16 protein-coding genes are annotated in these 14,649 nt (G+C 25.7%); 4 read left to right on the forward strand and 12 right to left on the reverse strand.

Features of this window, described 5'->3' with window-relative positions:
- Position 1 precedes the first annotated feature (1 nt).
- The 5 genes from yhbH to HMPREF1092_RS08945 form a co-directional block, all read right to left on the reverse strand.
- Positions 2–1,180, reverse strand: coding sequence for a sporulation protein YhbH (gene yhbH, locus HMPREF1092_RS08925; protein ID WP_002598342.1), 1,179 nt, complete (start codon positions 1,178–1,180; stop codon positions 2–4).
- Between the two features lie 6 nt (positions 1,181–1,186).
- The gene (locus tag HMPREF1092_RS08930) at positions 1,187–3,109 is read right to left on the reverse strand and encodes a PrkA family serine protein kinase (protein ID WP_002598343.1); all 1,923 of its coding nucleotides are present in this window, start codon (positions 3,107–3,109) and stop codon (positions 1,187–1,189) included.
- Positions 3,110–3,211: 102 nt separating this feature from the next.
- Positions 3,212–4,972, reverse strand: a complete 1,761-nt coding sequence (gene recQ / locus HMPREF1092_RS08935) for a DNA helicase RecQ (protein WP_002598344.1) — start codon at positions 4,970–4,972, stop codon at positions 3,212–3,214.
- Positions 4,973–4,998: 26 nt separating this feature from the next.
- A complete protein-coding gene (locus HMPREF1092_RS08940) occupies positions 4,999–5,298 on the reverse strand; it encodes a hypothetical protein (protein ID WP_002598345.1) in 300 nt (99 codons plus the stop codon).
- Between the two features lie 168 nt (positions 5,299–5,466).
- Positions 5,467–6,618 carry an MFS transporter gene (locus HMPREF1092_RS08945; protein WP_002598346.1) on the reverse strand — a complete coding sequence of 384 codons (1,152 nt, stop codon included), beginning with the start codon at positions 6,616–6,618 and terminating at the stop codon, positions 5,467–5,469.
- Positions 6,619–6,744: 126 nt separating this feature from the next.
- Here HMPREF1092_RS08945 and HMPREF1092_RS08950 point away from each other — a divergent pair, with 126 nt between their 5' ends.
- A complete protein-coding gene (locus HMPREF1092_RS08950) occupies positions 6,745–7,527 on the forward strand; it encodes a LysR family transcriptional regulator (protein WP_002598347.1) in 783 nt (260 codons plus the stop codon).
- A gap of 201 nt (positions 7,528–7,728) precedes the next feature.
- On the opposite strand, the gene HMPREF1092_RS08955 is transcribed toward HMPREF1092_RS08950, so the two are convergent.
- The 6 genes from HMPREF1092_RS08955 to sdaAB all read right to left on the reverse strand — a co-directional run bounded on the left by HMPREF1092_RS08955 (position 7,729) and on the right by sdaAB (position 12,236).
- Positions 7,729–8,040, reverse strand: coding sequence for a DUF5643 domain-containing protein (locus HMPREF1092_RS08955; RefSeq protein WP_341349170.1), 312 nt, complete (start codon positions 8,038–8,040; stop codon positions 7,729–7,731).
- Positions 8,041–8,519: 479 nt separating this feature from the next.
- On the reverse strand, positions 8,520–8,726 hold the full coding sequence (locus tag HMPREF1092_RS08960; protein ID WP_002598349.1) for a hypothetical protein: 207 nt from the start codon (positions 8,724–8,726) through the stop codon (positions 8,520–8,522).
- Positions 8,727–8,736: 10 nt separating this feature from the next.
- On the reverse strand, positions 8,737–9,711 hold the full coding sequence (locus tag HMPREF1092_RS08965; RefSeq protein WP_002598350.1) for a diaminopimelate dehydrogenase: 975 nt from the start codon (positions 9,709–9,711) through the stop codon (positions 8,737–8,739).
- Positions 9,712–9,755: 44 nt separating this feature from the next.
- Positions 9,756–10,514, reverse strand: coding sequence for a bifunctional hydroxymethylpyrimidine kinase/phosphomethylpyrimidine kinase (locus tag HMPREF1092_RS08970; RefSeq protein ID WP_002598351.1), 759 nt, complete (start codon positions 10,512–10,514; stop codon positions 9,756–9,758).
- 155 nt (positions 10,515–10,669) lie between these two features.
- Positions 10,670–11,554 carry an L-serine ammonia-lyase, iron-sulfur-dependent, subunit alpha gene (sdaAA, locus tag HMPREF1092_RS08975; RefSeq protein WP_002598352.1) on the reverse strand — a complete coding sequence of 295 codons (885 nt, stop codon included), beginning with the start codon at positions 11,552–11,554 and terminating at the stop codon, positions 10,670–10,672.
- A 1-nt stretch (position 11,555) separates the two neighbouring features.
- Positions 11,556–12,236 carry an L-serine ammonia-lyase, iron-sulfur-dependent subunit beta gene (gene sdaAB, locus HMPREF1092_RS08980; protein ID WP_002598353.1) on the reverse strand — a complete coding sequence of 227 codons (681 nt, stop codon included), beginning with the start codon at positions 12,234–12,236 and terminating at the stop codon, positions 11,556–11,558.
- A gap of 182 nt (positions 12,237–12,418) precedes the next feature.
- Here sdaAB and HMPREF1092_RS08985 point away from each other — a divergent pair, with 182 nt between their 5' ends.
- On the forward strand, positions 12,419–12,904 hold the full coding sequence (locus tag HMPREF1092_RS08985; protein ID WP_002598354.1) for a hypothetical protein: 486 nt from the start codon (positions 12,419–12,421) through the stop codon (positions 12,902–12,904).
- Between the two features lie 33 nt (positions 12,905–12,937).
- On the opposite strand, the gene HMPREF1092_RS08990 is transcribed toward HMPREF1092_RS08985, so the two are convergent.
- Positions 12,938–13,267, reverse strand: coding sequence for a hypothetical protein (locus tag HMPREF1092_RS08990; protein WP_002598355.1), 330 nt, complete (start codon positions 13,265–13,267; stop codon positions 12,938–12,940).
- 240 nt (positions 13,268–13,507) lie between these two features.
- Between HMPREF1092_RS08990 and HMPREF1092_RS08995 the strand changes: the two genes are divergently transcribed.
- Both HMPREF1092_RS08995 and HMPREF1092_RS09000 read left to right on the forward strand, forming a co-directional pair.
- A complete protein-coding gene (locus HMPREF1092_RS08995; protein WP_002598356.1) occupies positions 13,508–14,005 on the forward strand; it encodes a hypothetical protein in 498 nt (165 codons plus the stop codon).
- Positions 14,006–14,121: 116 nt separating this feature from the next.
- The gene (locus HMPREF1092_RS09000) at positions 14,122–14,622 is read left to right on the forward strand and encodes a hypothetical protein (protein ID WP_002598357.1); all 501 of its coding nucleotides are present in this window, start codon (positions 14,122–14,124) and stop codon (positions 14,620–14,622) included.
- The last annotated feature ends 27 nt before the right edge of the window (positions 14,623–14,649 follow it).

A 14,649-nucleotide genomic window follows, 5' to 3' on the forward strand; every position in this document is an offset into this window, starting at 1 on the left:
CTTACTCCTCCCCTAACTCTTTATTTAATATTGTTTTTAAAGCTTCCCATAAATCTTTCTTTTCTTTAACTATTACTGGTATAAAATTATCTTTCTCAATTTCCTTTGAAAATCTATAATACATAGTTGTAGAATAAGTAGAAGGTAAAAGCTCACAATATGCAAACATATTGCTTATATCACAAAGTTCTTTAACACTTTTAATAGCCTTATCATTATCTTCTGTCCAGTTATCTCCATCACTGGCGTACACAGGATAAATGTTCCACATTTCAGCTGGATATTTTTCTTCTATAAGCTCTAAAGCTTTAACTATTCCACTTGAAATATAAGTTCCACCAGATTCTGCTTTATGAAAAAACTCAAATTCATTTACTATTTTTGCAGTAGTTGTATGAGATATAAATTCAAAAGCTATATTATTGTATTTTTTATTTAAAAATCTTGATAAAACAAAGAAAAATGATCTAGCAAGATATTTTTTTGTGCTGTCCATAGATCCTGAAACATCCATTATAAAAATCATTAATGCATTACTTTCTCTTTTTGGTTTTTGTTTTACTCTGTAATATCTTAAATCATCTTCTCTAAATGGAAATCTCTCCATAGAATCTATATCTTTTGAAATTTCTCTTAATGCTCTTTTCTTTCCTTGTTTTCTAGCTATCTTAGACATTACTGTTTTCTTTTTAGCAAGTCTTGGTCTTATTCCATATTTTTGATAACCACATTTTCTGCCTGAACTTTCAACTAATATTTCAGAATATTTTTTTCTATCTAAATTTGGTAAATCTAAATCTTCTACTATATAATCTAAAAGTTCTTCTAATGTTATTTCAGTTTCATAAATGTCATCACCTTCACTATTTCCAGCACCTCTTCCACTTCCTTTGCCAGATTTAGGCGTACCATTTCCAATTTTATCTCCACGCTTTTCTTCTCCAGTTCCTGATGCCACTCCACCAGAATTTTTTCCATATATAAATTGATATTCCTTTATTCCTCTAATAGGTATTTTAAACTTCTTATTTTTTCCCTCACCTATAATGCTTTCTTCTGATAAAATATCACCTAAATTTTCCTTTATAGACTTTTCAACTAATTGTCTATGTCTTCTTCTATCTTCAATTGATCTATCATGATCAACTGGAGTTGCTGTATTATCTCTAAATATAGCCATTAAAAATTAATCCTTCCAAAGATTATTTGATGCATATTTTAGTATTACATCACAACAATGTAGGCAATATCCATTGTTTTGCATTTCAGCAACCATAGCATTATATTTTTCTTTTTGCTCTTTATTTCTAACTCTAGATTTTGTTATTATTCTTGAAAGGTCTTTTACAGATGCCATAAGTTTCTTTTCTATAGCCTCTTTTAAAGGCTCATAAGATGTGTAATCAATATTAGCTCCATTTCTTACTAAATAGAACATGTAAGATGTAACATCAGCTCTAAAGCCTTTACTTGAAGATTCTGATACACCTATATATTCTTCAATACTTCTCATAAATTCTTCATCAGGATTTAATTCCTCTCCTGTTGATGAATCTTTTATTTTACTTTTATTAACAAATGCTTCTGCATTATCTATATAATTATTAAAAAGACTTTCTGCTTGCTCTCTAAATGAATGAATAAATGCTTTAGTAATTTCTTTTTCAAGAATTTTATTATATTCTTTTCTTATAGTATCTTGAATAAATCCAAGATATTTCTTTTTATCATCACTAGAAATATCCATTTCCTTAACAGATTTAATTATACTTTCCATTATGCTTAATGGATTTATACAATTATGCTCTGAATTTGAAAGTGCATTATCAATAGCCTTAACTATAAATCTAGTTGAAATCCCCTTCATTCCTTCATAAGCACCAGCTTCTTCTCTAAGCTCTCCAATATCAATTCTCTTTGTTGAACCTTTTTCAACTATTTCTTCTCCATTATAAATTTTAAGCTTAGTTATAGGATCAACTTTATTTGAACTCATAAGTCTCGTTAATATAGCAAACATAGCTGCAATTTCAATTGTATGTGGAGCAATGTGTGCATTAAAATTACTCTTTTTAAGAATCTTTTCATAAATTTTTATTTCTTCATCAAGTTCTAAACAATAAGGAACTTCTATTTTTACTATTCTGTCTAAAATAGCTTCATTTGTATGATCTGATTTAAATTTATTCCATTCAGCTTCATTTGAGTGAGCAACTATAACTCCATCAAAATAAATCATTGAGCCTTTTCCTGGTGATGGGATTGATTTTTCTTGAGTTGCAGTAATTATTGTATGAAGATATTCAACATCATTTTTAAATACTTCTATAAACTCAACCATACCTCTATTTCCAACATTAAATGCACCATTTAAAGAGAATATTCTTGGATCATCTTCTGCATACATATCCATTTTAGAAATATCAATTGAACCTGTTAAAATTGAAGTATCTTGATTATTAGGATCAACTGGTGGAACTACTCCTATTCCTTTTCTTGAACGAATAGAAAATCCTTTCTTTTCAATTGGCATTTCTTCATATTTACCACCATATTCATTTATAAGTCTATACTTACAAACAGGACATAGATCACCTTCTATTTTTACTCCTAACATTTTTTCAAAATCTGGTCTTAAATGTTTTGGAATAAGATGAAGAGGCTCTTCATGCATTGGACATCCTTTTATTGAATAGATTTGTTCACAAGATTCCAATGCTTTTTTTAATGATTCAACAAGTGAAGATTTTCCTGCACCAACTGGTCCTACAAGATATAAAACTTGTCTCGCTTCTTCTCCTTGCATTGCTGCTGAATGAAAATAATTCATAAGCTTCATAATAACTTTATCTATTCCAAAAAAATTATCTTTAAAAAATCCATATTTTCTTATTATTTCATTTCCATAAATTCTTTTTATCTTATAATTTTCTTCACCTTTTAAAACTTCTACACCTTGTTCTGAAATCTTATCATATAATCTTTTATGTGATAATTTTACAATGTCTGGATTATTTTTTACAATCTCTAAGTAATCTAAAAATGTTCCATTAAATTTTTCTTTTTCTCTATTCTCTCTATCAGTTTGTATAAATTCTCTAAAATCCATATTATACCCCTCCTTTTTATTAAAATATATTCTTAAAATTTTCTTTTATATACCAAAAAAAAGAATTAGAAATCTTTTTTTTCTAATTCTTTTAACTCTAATTTACATATTACTTATTAACTTTAATATATCTTCCCCATATTTTTCGAACTTTTTCTCTCCCATTCCTCTTATAGAAAGTAGTTCTTCCCTAGTCTTTGGCTTAATATTAGCTATATTAATAAGAGATGTATCTGAAAAAATAATATATGGTCTTACACCTTCTTTATTAGATACTATACGTCTCCAAGTCTTTAATGCATTATATAAATCTTTATTTAATATCTCTTCTTCAATACTTTCTAAAACCATTAATACATCTTCTTCAGATTTTAAAACTTTCATAGAAGAATTATTTAATTTTAGCATAGAATATGTTCCTTCCTTTAATGAAACATATCCCATTTCTAAAAGTCCATTTATTATTTCTCTTATATATTTTGAAGAATATTCTTTCATAAGACCAAAAGTTGTAACTTTATCTAATTCATATTTTATTACTTTAGGTCCTTTTATTCCTTTTAAAATATCTACCAAAACTGATATACCAAATTTTTCTCTAGTTCTAAAAACTGTAGAAAGTATTATTTGTGCTTCTCTTGTAAAATCTCTTGCTTTATCTGAATTTAAGCAGTTAGAACAGTTATTGCAAAAATTCATTTTTCTTTCATTATTAAAATAGTCTAATAAAAATCCTCTATAACAATCATCATATTCACAATAATCAATCATGCTTTGAAGTTTCCTAATTGCTATTTCTCTTCTACTTAAAGGAATACTTTTATTTATTAAAAATTCAACTCTACTTATATCATTTCTACAATAGAAAAGGTAACAATCACAAGATGTTCCATCCCTTCCTCCACGGCCTATTTCTTGATAATAGCTCTCTAAATTTTTAGGCATAGTAAAATGAACTATAAATCTTATATTGCTTTTATCTATCCCCATTCCAAAAGCATTTGTAGCTATCATTACATTTTTTTCTTCATCTAAAAAGGCATCTTGTGATTTTTCTTTGTCCTCTTCACTCATTCCACCATGATATTTTAAAACACTATATCCTAAATCATTTAAAATATAATAAAGTTCATCTACTTCTTTTCTTGAAGAACAATAAATTATTCCTGATTCATCTTCATGATCTCTTATTATATCTTTAACTTCTTCTTTATCTATCTCTTTTAATACAGATATTTTTAAATTATTTCTATTTATATCTCCTTTATATATGTATGGATTATTTAATCCTAAAAGTTTTATAGAATCTTCCATTACTTCCTTTGTTGCAGTTGCTGTAAATGCAGAAATAACAGGTCTCTTTTTTAAACTATTATAAAAAGGTTTTATAGCCCTATAGCTTTTTCTAAAATCATGTCCCCATTCTGAAACACAATGAGCTTCATCAATTGCAATATGAGATATACTTATTTCTCTTATCATCTTTTTAAAATACTCTGATTCTAAACGCTCAGGTGATATATATATTATTTTATATTCTCCAAACATAGCATCTTTAAGTATTTCTTTTATTTTTTCATTGCTTAAACTACTATTTATAAAAGTTCCCTTTATTCCAAGTTCTCTTAAATTATCTACTTGGTCTTTCATTAAAGAGATTAAGGGAGATATAACTATAGTAACTCCATCTAATATAATAGAAGGAATCTGATAACAAACTGACTTTCCTCCTCCAGTTGGAAGAAGACAGAAAACATCTTTATTAAACGCTATTTTTTCTATAACTTCTAATTGTCCTTCTCTAAAGCTTTTATATCCATAAAATTTATTTAATGCATAATATGCTTTATCTTTTATATTCAATTTGTCGTCATCTCCTTCCTAATATTTTATTTTACTTTTTTTCTTATCCCTTCATAAAGATAAACAATATAGTCTATACTAAAACCTTCTTTTAAAATATTATCTATTCTTATCTTTGCTCTTTCAATACTTTCTCTAGCTTCTCTTTTATCCTTAGCTTTTAAACATCTACTTGTATAATCTAAAAGATAGTCTATCTTTATTACATCCTTCGCTAAATCTTCTCTATCTTCATTTACTAAATTTAATACAACTTCATAAACCTTTGGTGATAAATCGCTTCTAACATCATTTAAAAAATCATTATTTTTACTTGTTTTTTTCATATAGAACTCCTGTTTCCTTTTTTATTATAATTTTAATATACCATTTATTTTTTATCTATATCAACTTTATTAAAATATTTCCATTACTCGAGAAAAACATACAATTTTAAATAAAAAAATAGAGAGGCTTTCTCAAAATTAAGAAAGTCTCTCCTTTTTATTTAATATCTAATTTTTTTCTTTTATAAATCTAGGAGATAAGACTAATACTATTCCTAAAATTGTTATTATAACTCCAAATATTATTAAAGATGTCATAAGGCCTAATATTACAGATAAAATTCCTATTCCTATAGTTGGAACAGCCATTCCTGTATACCCAGCTAAATAATAAGTTGAAATAACACTTGAAGATTCTTCTTTTGTAGAAATCATTCCTGCTAATTGAATACTAGATTGAAAAGTTAATCCGTTTCCAAATGCTAAAATAATCATTCCTAAGAAAAGAAGTATCATATTTACTCTAATTCCTGATTCTATTACAATCCAAGTTCCTAATATAAGAAGTACAATACCTATTTGAATTCTTTTTTCTTTTTCTCTAGGAACTCTTATTAATTGAGCCATAAATCCTCCACCTAAGAATATCATAAGCAATATTCCTGAATAAGCTAAATTGCTGGATTTAAGTATATTACGTACAAAAATAGGAATCAATGAAATTACTACACCATTAAGGGCTAACATTATAAATATAGTAGGACAAATAAACATTAAAAATAAAATCTTAGAATTCTTAGGTATTCCTAAACTAAATTTAATTTTTTCTTTCTTATTAATCTCTTCTTCACCTTTTTTAACTGTACTTAATATTATGGCAGCTATAATTAATAGAACCATTAAAACAATATAAGGAAGTACATAAGGATTTATATTTATGTATTGAGCTATTAATCCACTTATAAATGGTCCAACTCCAAATCCAAATAAAGTCATTATACCTGATAATGATAAAGCTTTAGTTATGTTTGAGCTATTTTTTATAAGCAATCCATTACTAGTTCCCATAAAAATTCCAAGGGCAGTTCCTTCAACAGCTCTTGCAAAATATAACATCCATGCTTCCTTAGTTAATATAAAAATTATAGATGATATTATTGCTAAGATAACTCCTGTAAATACTACAGGCTTTGTTCCATTTCTTTTCACTAAAGAAGTAGATATTAGTAAGCTTGGTAACATACATGCTGTATATATAGCAAATAATAAAGTTAAGTCAAAATTATTTAAATTAAAATGAGATTGATATATAGGAAATAATGGTGCTGGTAGATTTGCACTAGCAGCCATTATACATATAACAAATAAAATTCGCTTCATTTTAAATTCCTCCTTCAATTAATTTTCATTCTTATTTATGAGTTAATTATATATTTAAAAATAAATAAATTCTAATACATAATTTGATATAATATTATGTATTAAAATACATATAAGGAGAAGAAAATGGAATTATTACAATTAAAATATTTTATGAAAGTTGCCAAAGTTCAACATATGACTAAAGCAGCTAATGAACTATACATATCACAATCCTCTTTAAGCAGAACTATAAATAGACTAGAAGAAGATTTAGGTGTAGAACTATTTAAAAGAGATGGTAGACAAATAAAATTAAACGAATATGGAAATATTTTTTTAAAAAGAGTTGAAAAAGTTTTTTACGAACTTGAGGAAGGCAAAATCGAAATTAAAGAACTACTTGGAATGAAAAGCAGAACCATAACTGTTGGAGCTACAATAACCATGCTTTTACCAGATGTGTTTAAAGAATTTTTAAGAATAAATCCTAATATTAAATTTCAATTGTTTCAACTATCAACAAAAGAAATTGAAAAAAGATTAGAGGAAGGAACTATTGATTTTGCAATTTCAACGCCTCCTATAAAAAAGAAAGGAGTTATATCTATTCCTCTAAAAAAAGATAAATTTTTCTTAGCTGTAGATAAAGATCATCCTTTTTCTAAAAAGAAAAGTGTAAAAATTAAAGAAATAAAAAATGAACCTATTATTGCTTTAACTACAGATTACATATTTCAAGAAAATATAAAAGATTTATGTATTGAAAATGGATTTGAACCTAATATAATGTTTGAAAGTAATGATATTGAGGTAATGTTTAAATTAGTTTTAGATAATTTTGGTGTAGCATTTATGCCAGAATATTGGTGGGACACTGATAGAACTAATTTTCCAGTAAAGATTGAGTTATCTGATGTTTCTACATAAAGAACAATAAGTTTATCTTGGAATGAAAAAAATACTCTAACTAAATATCTTGAAGAATTTAAAACATTTTTAATTCATTTTTTCAAATAAAATTTTTCATAATTAAAAGGCCATCTTTTAAGATGACCTTTTTTAACTATTAATTCTTTTTCACTTTTTATAACAGAATATTTTTCTATATATAATTTTCCCAAAATCTCTTTAATTTATTTTTACTTTTTTCATAGTTCCATCTGAAAATTTAACTTTAATCTCTTTTGTATCTTCTGAAACTCCGCCAAATTTATATACTACTTTATCTGAATCACTATTAAATCTATTTAAAGAATAAATTTCTTTTCCTTTATCATCATATAAAAATATAGTAGCTTCATCTGTTTGCATTATATTTTTAGGACCTTTAACTACTAATTCAGTATTTAATTTTCCTATACTAATTTTCTCAATTTCTATATTTCCATTCTTTATATTAGTATTTATTTCTTTTATTCCCTTTTTATATTCTACAGTAATATTAAATTTCTAATTTCTAGATACTCTAGGAACATTGTCCTCTACATAATTTAAAGCTACATTTTCAAATTCTACATTAATATTAAAATTCTTTGGAATATCTTTTTTTCCATTAAAAGTTTAATTACATATAGATGCATAAAGGATTTAAAAGTTGCAAAAAATAAGAGTACTTATATTAGCACTCTTATTTTTATATTCCAAAATGTACAACACAATATTCTTTATTTTCAGATGAAATTTTTAAAAATTTCTCTAGCGCTTCTAAAGATTTTAATACTTCATCCTTTTTTAAAAATATTTTCTTGTATTGACCACACTTATAATATTTTTTTCCAAATTCATCATATTCAAGCTCATTTTCAAAAATATATTCTCCAGTTAACTTAATAACTTCATCTCCATTTGAAAATAAATTTTTCCAAGCTTCTATTATATCTTTTGCTTTTTTAGCATTTTCATCTTTTATAATTGTTATACTATGATATTCCTTTTCTAACTCCTAATTCATAAAAATCGCTCTCAAGCCATTTTAATGTATCAAAAATATATAAAATCAAATCATCTCTTATTTTCACAAAAGAAATTTCATCTTTATTGTTATTAAAATAATTAGATATTAATTTATCAAATTTATTTTTGGTATTTATAGTAGTCTTTTTTACTAAAATAAAATCATGATACATATCTTAACTTCTATAAAAGTTCTTTTCTTAATTGCTCAGGGCTTTTATTAGAAAGATATCCAAGTGGCATATCAAATACTGTTATAGCTCCAGTTTTACCTTCTTTAGCCATCTTATATACACCTCTTGCGTAAGCTACAAGTACACTTGAAGTAAATTCTGGATTACTATCTAAGTTTAATGAAAATTCTATTTTTTCTCTATTTCCAACTCCAGTAAGCCCAGTTCTTATAACAAATCCACCATGTGGCATACCAACATGATTTTCTTTTAATTCTTCTTCACTTATGAAATTAACTTCTGTATCATAATCTGAAAAATAATTTGGCATTTCTTTTATTTCTTTTTCTATTTTTTCTTTAGAAGCTCCTTCTTCTAAAACAACATAACATAATCTACTATGCTTTTCTCTAACTGCTAATTCTGGGTTTCCACCATTTCTAACTTTTTCTAATGCTTCTTCTTTAGGAACAGTATATTGAATAGCATTTTTAACTCCTTCTATTCTTCTAATTGCATCAGAATGTCCTTGGCTTACTCCTTTACCCCAGAATGTATAGTCTTTTCCTTCAGGAAGTATAGTTTCTCCCATTAATCTCATAATTGAAAATAATCCTGGATCCCATCCAACAGATATTAAACCTAATTTTCCACTAGTTTTTCCGATACTGTCCATTTCTGAAAAATAATCTGGAATATTAGCATGAGTATCAAAAGAGTCTACTGTATTAAACATTTCTAATATCATAGGTCCTTGCTCTGGTAAATCTGTTGCAGATCCACCGCAAAGAATCATTACATCTATTATGTCTTTATAATCTGCTATTTTAGCTATGTTTACTGTTTTAATTCCTTCAATTTCTAATCCTTCTCTTCTAGTAAAAACTGCTTCTAAAGCTATATCTTCATTTTGTTTTATAGCACTTACAACTCCACGTCCTAAATTTCCATATCCTACAATTCCTACTTTTATCTTATTATTCATAACTACCTCCTTGGATAATATTGTTTTTATAATTTTATCACTTTTTAACTTTCAATTCCAATAAATCTTTTTGTATTTTTTTCTTCTTTTTCTATATATTCTTTTCCTGATTTTATTGATGTCTTTAAACTAAAACCTTTTGCTATACTTGCGGCAATAGCCGCTGACATTTTTTCTCCTATTATATATGTATCTTGAATATTTAAATTTTCACTTTTAAAATAAGTTAGCTCCTCTCCATCATAAAGAATATCTATTTCATCATCTTCTGACTTTAGGTTTCTTATAAGTACATTTAAAGGACCTAAAGCTTTTAACTTTTCTACTATATCTTCTATTTTATTTATATCATATATTTTAATATCAAGAATCTCTTCAATATCTTTTTTACTTAATATTAAAAGATATGCTAGTGGAAAAATTTCTTTTATAAGAGCTTTTTTTTCACTTGAAGATAAAATACTTTCTCCATTTATATTTATTAATTGGGGATTTACAACTATATTAGGAATACCTCTAGTTCTTCTTAAAGTTTTTCCTACCATTTTTATAGCTTCTGTATTTACAATAGTCCCTATTTTTATAACACTAAAATCTACTTCCTCAAAAACAGCTTTTATTTGTGATTTTATAATATCTGGACTTACTCCTTCTATTTTAAATTTACTCATTTTATTTTGTGCTATTATAGAAGTAGTTACACTTGAACATAAAATATTGCTCTTTATGAAGGTTTCCATATCTTTTTGTATTCCAACCATACCTATACAATCAGCACTTGATATAGTTAAAGCTCTTCTCATATTAATCACTCCTTTTCTCTTATATTTTTATAATTCTTTATATTTTATTTAATTATATCTAAAAAGACTACCTAGTTAATTAAAAATATATGTCAAAATAAAAAAAGGATATAAGAATTTAATTATAAATTCTTATACCCTAATAGATTTATATATTATTCTTCCCCAAAAGCTTTCTTTTTTAATTCTAATCCAGCTTTAGTTACAGCTACTCCACCTAATGCTGTTTCTCTTAATGAAGCTGGCAATTCTCTTCCTACTTTGTACATTGCACTTACTGCATCATCAAATGGAATTTTAGAGTCTACTCCAGCCATTACTAAATCTGCTGTACAAAGAGCACTTACAGCTCCTGCAGCATTTCTTTTTGCACAAGGAATTTCAACAAGTCCAGCAACTGGATCACATACTAATCCAAGTATATTTTTTATTACAATTGCACCAGCATCCATACTCATTTTTGGTGTTCCTCCCATAAGAAATACTACTGCACCTGCTCCCATAGCTGCTGCTGAACCACATTCTGCTTGACATCCACCTTCTGCTCCTGAAAGAGTTGCATTCATTCCTATTATTGTACCAATTGCAGCTGCTGCAAAAAGTCCTTCTATCATTTCATCTTCAGTTTTTCCAAGCTTACCACCAGCTGAAAGAATAACTGCTGGAAGTATTCCACAAGAACCTGCTGTTGGGCAAGCAACTATTTTTCCCATTGAAGCATTTACTTCTGAAGATGCAAGAGCCATTGACATTGCCATAACAGTAGTTGTACCTGTTAAAGTTTCACCTTTTTTTAAATATTCATTTACTCTAAAGCCATCTCCACCAATTAATCCTGTAACAGAATATACTTCTTTTGACATTCCTTCTGTTACTCCATCAATCATTACTTTAAGATTAGCTCTCATTTTTTCTATTATTTCTTCTCTAGATAATCCTGATTTATCTACTTCCATTCTTATAGCGTATTCACTTAATGATATATTTTCTTCTTTACATATATTTATAAGTTCTTCACCACTTCTAGCTATTTTTTGCATATTAAACTTCCTCCTGTACAGGATTTATCATTATTACTTTAGATACATTTTCTAAAGTTTTTATATTTTCTATTATTTCTTTCTCTATTGGATTATCCAATTCAAAAATCATAGTTGCTATTTGTCCTTTTTGCTTTCTAAATACACTCATAAATGCGATATTTATTTCTTTTTCATAAAGGAAGGCTGTTACATTTGATACTACTCCAGGAACATCTTTTTGAGATATTATTAAAGTTGGATATTCTCCTGTAAATTGAACTCTATTTCCATTTACTTCTGTTATTTTAATACTACCTCCACCAATTGATGATCCCATAACTTCACAATGACTTCCACTCTTAGTTTTCATTATAAATTTAACTGTATTTGGGTGTTCGTCACCTAAATCTGCTTCTTTAAAAATATATTTTAATCCCACTTCCTTAGCTATATCCATTGAAGTTCTAAGTCTTTTATCACTTGGTTCCATTCCTAATATTCCAGCTACTAAAGCTCTATCAGTTCCATGCCCTTTATATGTCTTTCCAAATGAACCATGCAATAAAAATGTAACTTCACTTATCTCCTCTCCTGCAACAGATCTTGCAACTTTACCAAGTCTTGCTGCACCTGCGGTATGAGAACTTGATGGTCCTATCATAATAGGTCCTAATATATCAAATACTCCAACACTTTTCATTTTTTTCACCTTATCCTTTTATGTAATATTTTTATTATTTTATATACACTCAGTTTAATATATTTTTAGCCAATTAATCAAGAGTTAAAAATTAACCCCATTTATAAACTTTATTAATATTTTAATAATATTTTTGTGATACTATTAGAAGAATTTTTATAACTTAAAGGAGGACTTTTATTATGAATGCTTTATTTATTATTGAAGTTATTTTTATAATTATTAACTTATTCTTTTTATTAAGAACATTCTTTAAAAGAATGAATATAAAAAAAGAAGGTAAATATACAATAATCAGAAATTTTAATTCTATGTTCTTTACAACTGCTATAGTTGCAATAGTATTTTTAATTTACATATTTATATATACCAAAGAATTTACACCTTTAACAAAATGGTTAGCTATATTTATAGTAATAGTATTGCTTTTAACTAGTTATTCTAATACAACTATTTTATTAGGACATTATAATTTTAGCTATATGTTTTATAATAAAAGCTATAAAGATTTAAAATCTGTTGGAATTGCAAATAGAAATAACGGAAAGGTTTTTGCTTTCATGTTTAAGGATAGTTCTAAATTTTCTTTTACTATTTCTAAAAATAATGGTTCTATATTATCAGAAGTATTAAAAAGAAAATCTGTAACTGTTAATCACATTAAATAAAAAAAGCCTAAGATTAATTCTTAGGCTTTTTTATTATTTGAAAAGACTTTTATAAAAATTATCAAATCCATCATCACTTATTTTTACTTCTGAATCATCATTTACATAAAATTTATTCATAGTTGAAACTATTAAATCAAATTTTTGAATATTATTTTCTTCTAATAATACTGTATAAAGATATGCTAAATGATCTTGCATATACTCTTGTATTTTTTTCATATCTTCATCTGTTATTTTTCCTTCTTCATACATCTTTTTAATAGGCCCATTTCTAAAAGAAAAATAAGCTGATGCTTTAGCTATATTTTGTATGTATTCTTTTGCTTCTCTCTTTTCTTCTTTACCTTCAAATTTAATCAAATCTTTCACCTCTTAATTTATTTATATATTACTTTTATTTAACAATAAATAAATAGATTTATCAATATTCCTTAGTATTTCATTTAATTTTAATATTTAGTTCATTTTTATTTAATATAATATTCTTTTTATATTGATATTATTTATTCATATTTATATTTATGGATTATTTTATCTCTTTTTGGATAATATAATATATATTTTTCATATTAATTAAAAAAATGGAAGGGAGATATATTTATGCAAATTTTAATTTACATCGTTATAATCGGATTAATATTTGTTTTATCAAAAAATATTATAAAACCTTTTGGTGCTCAATTAAGATTAAGAAGGTCTGCTGACTCAATAACTATTTCTAATCTTGCCCCAATAACTTTTACATATGTTATAGTAGTACTTCTAATTCTTGCGTATACTCTATATGATGTTAAAAGCTTAAACCCAATTATACTTGCAATTTCAGCTGTATTTATAATTTTAGCTGTAACTTCTGGAATAGTTAACTCTAGAATTGTTATGGGAAATAAAGAATTTTCTTATATGTATAGTATGATGAAATTTTCTGAAATGACAAAAATAGTTATTACTCCTAATATAAAAAGATCTGAAAGATATGATATAACAATTAGAAAAACTAATGGCGGAGAATTAAAATTCTCATTAGATGAATCTAAAAAAGAAATGTTTAAAGATTATATGAATAAGCATGGTAAACGTGCTATTGAAAGAAATTAAGAGAAAGTTATACCAATAAGTATTTTATTAAAAATATTGTTGGTATAACTTTTTTAATAAATTTAAGTATTTTACTCTATATTCTTCATAATTTTAATACGAAAGAAGGTCTTATTTTGAATACTGCTATATCTAATATTATATTCGCAGCTTTAATAATTTACTTTGCATTTAGTTTAAAAAGAACTTTTGATAGAAAAAAAGATATCTACTCTCAAGGTAAGTGTAATGAATTTTCTTATTACACTGTTAGCTTCTTTGTTTATATAGCTATTGATATAATTTTATTTATACTATTAATATTTAAATATAAAAATTTAGACATAATAGAAATAATTCTGGGTTTTATATTTATATTAATTATGGCTATTTCTACTTTTTTAAATACAAAAGTTATTCTTTCTCCAAAAGGATTATTTTTCAATTATTATTTTGTTCAATATAAAAACGTATCAAAATTAGATATAATTTCTATTAAAAATAAATATAGAGCAAACTTTTTAAAAGCCGATAAAATAATATTTTCTATAAAAATAAATAAAACAAATAAAGATATGATTAAAAAATTTATCTCAACCCATTCTAATATAGAAATAATAGAAATATCTGAAAAATAAAAAGACTTTTTCAAATTTGAAAAAGTC

Source organism: Clostridium thermobutyricum (assembly GCF_000371465.1).
In the GTDB taxonomy this organism is placed as follows: domain Bacteria; phylum Bacillota; class Clostridia; order Clostridiales; family Clostridiaceae; genus Clostridium; species Clostridium thermobutyricum.

Excerpts from the sequence above, each read along its gene's own strand:
- yhbH (WP_002598342.1), bottom strand. The coding sequence starts at position 1,180 with ATGGCTATATTTAGAGATAATACAGCAACTCCAGTTGATCATGATAGA.
- HMPREF1092_RS08930 (WP_002598343.1), bottom strand. The coding sequence starts at position 3,109 with ATGGATTTTAGAGAATTTATACAAACTGATAGAGAGAATAGAGAAAAA.
- HMPREF1092_RS08940 (WP_002598345.1), bottom strand. The coding sequence starts at position 5,298 with ATGAAAAAAACAAGTAAAAATAATGATTTTTTAAATGATGTTAGAAGC.
- HMPREF1092_RS08945 (WP_002598346.1), bottom strand. The coding sequence starts at position 6,618 with ATGAAGCGAATTTTATTTGTTATATGTATAATGGCTGCTAGTGCAAAT.
- HMPREF1092_RS08950 (WP_002598347.1), top strand. The coding sequence starts at position 6,745 with ATGGAATTATTACAATTAAAATATTTTATGAAAGTTGCCAAAGTTCAA.
- HMPREF1092_RS08960 (WP_002598349.1), bottom strand. The coding sequence starts at position 8,726 with ATGTATCATGATTTTATTTTAGTAAAAAAGACTACTATAAATACCAAA.
- HMPREF1092_RS08965 (WP_002598350.1), bottom strand. The coding sequence starts at position 9,711 with ATGAATAATAAGATAAAAGTAGGAATTGTAGGATATGGAAATTTAGGA.
- HMPREF1092_RS08970 (WP_002598351.1), bottom strand. The coding sequence starts at position 10,514 with ATGAGAAGAGCTTTAACTATATCAAGTGCTGATTGTATAGGTATGGTT.
- sdaAA (WP_002598352.1), bottom strand. The coding sequence starts at position 11,554 with ATGCAAAAAATAGCTAGAAGTGGTGAAGAACTTATAAATATATGTAAA.
- sdaAB (WP_002598353.1), bottom strand. The coding sequence starts at position 12,236 with ATGAAAAGTGTTGGAGTATTTGATATATTAGGACCTATTATGATAGGA.
- HMPREF1092_RS08985 (WP_002598354.1), top strand. The coding sequence starts at position 12,419 with ATGAATGCTTTATTTATTATTGAAGTTATTTTTATAATTATTAACTTA.
- HMPREF1092_RS08995 (WP_002598356.1), top strand. The coding sequence starts at position 13,508 with ATGCAAATTTTAATTTACATCGTTATAATCGGATTAATATTTGTTTTA.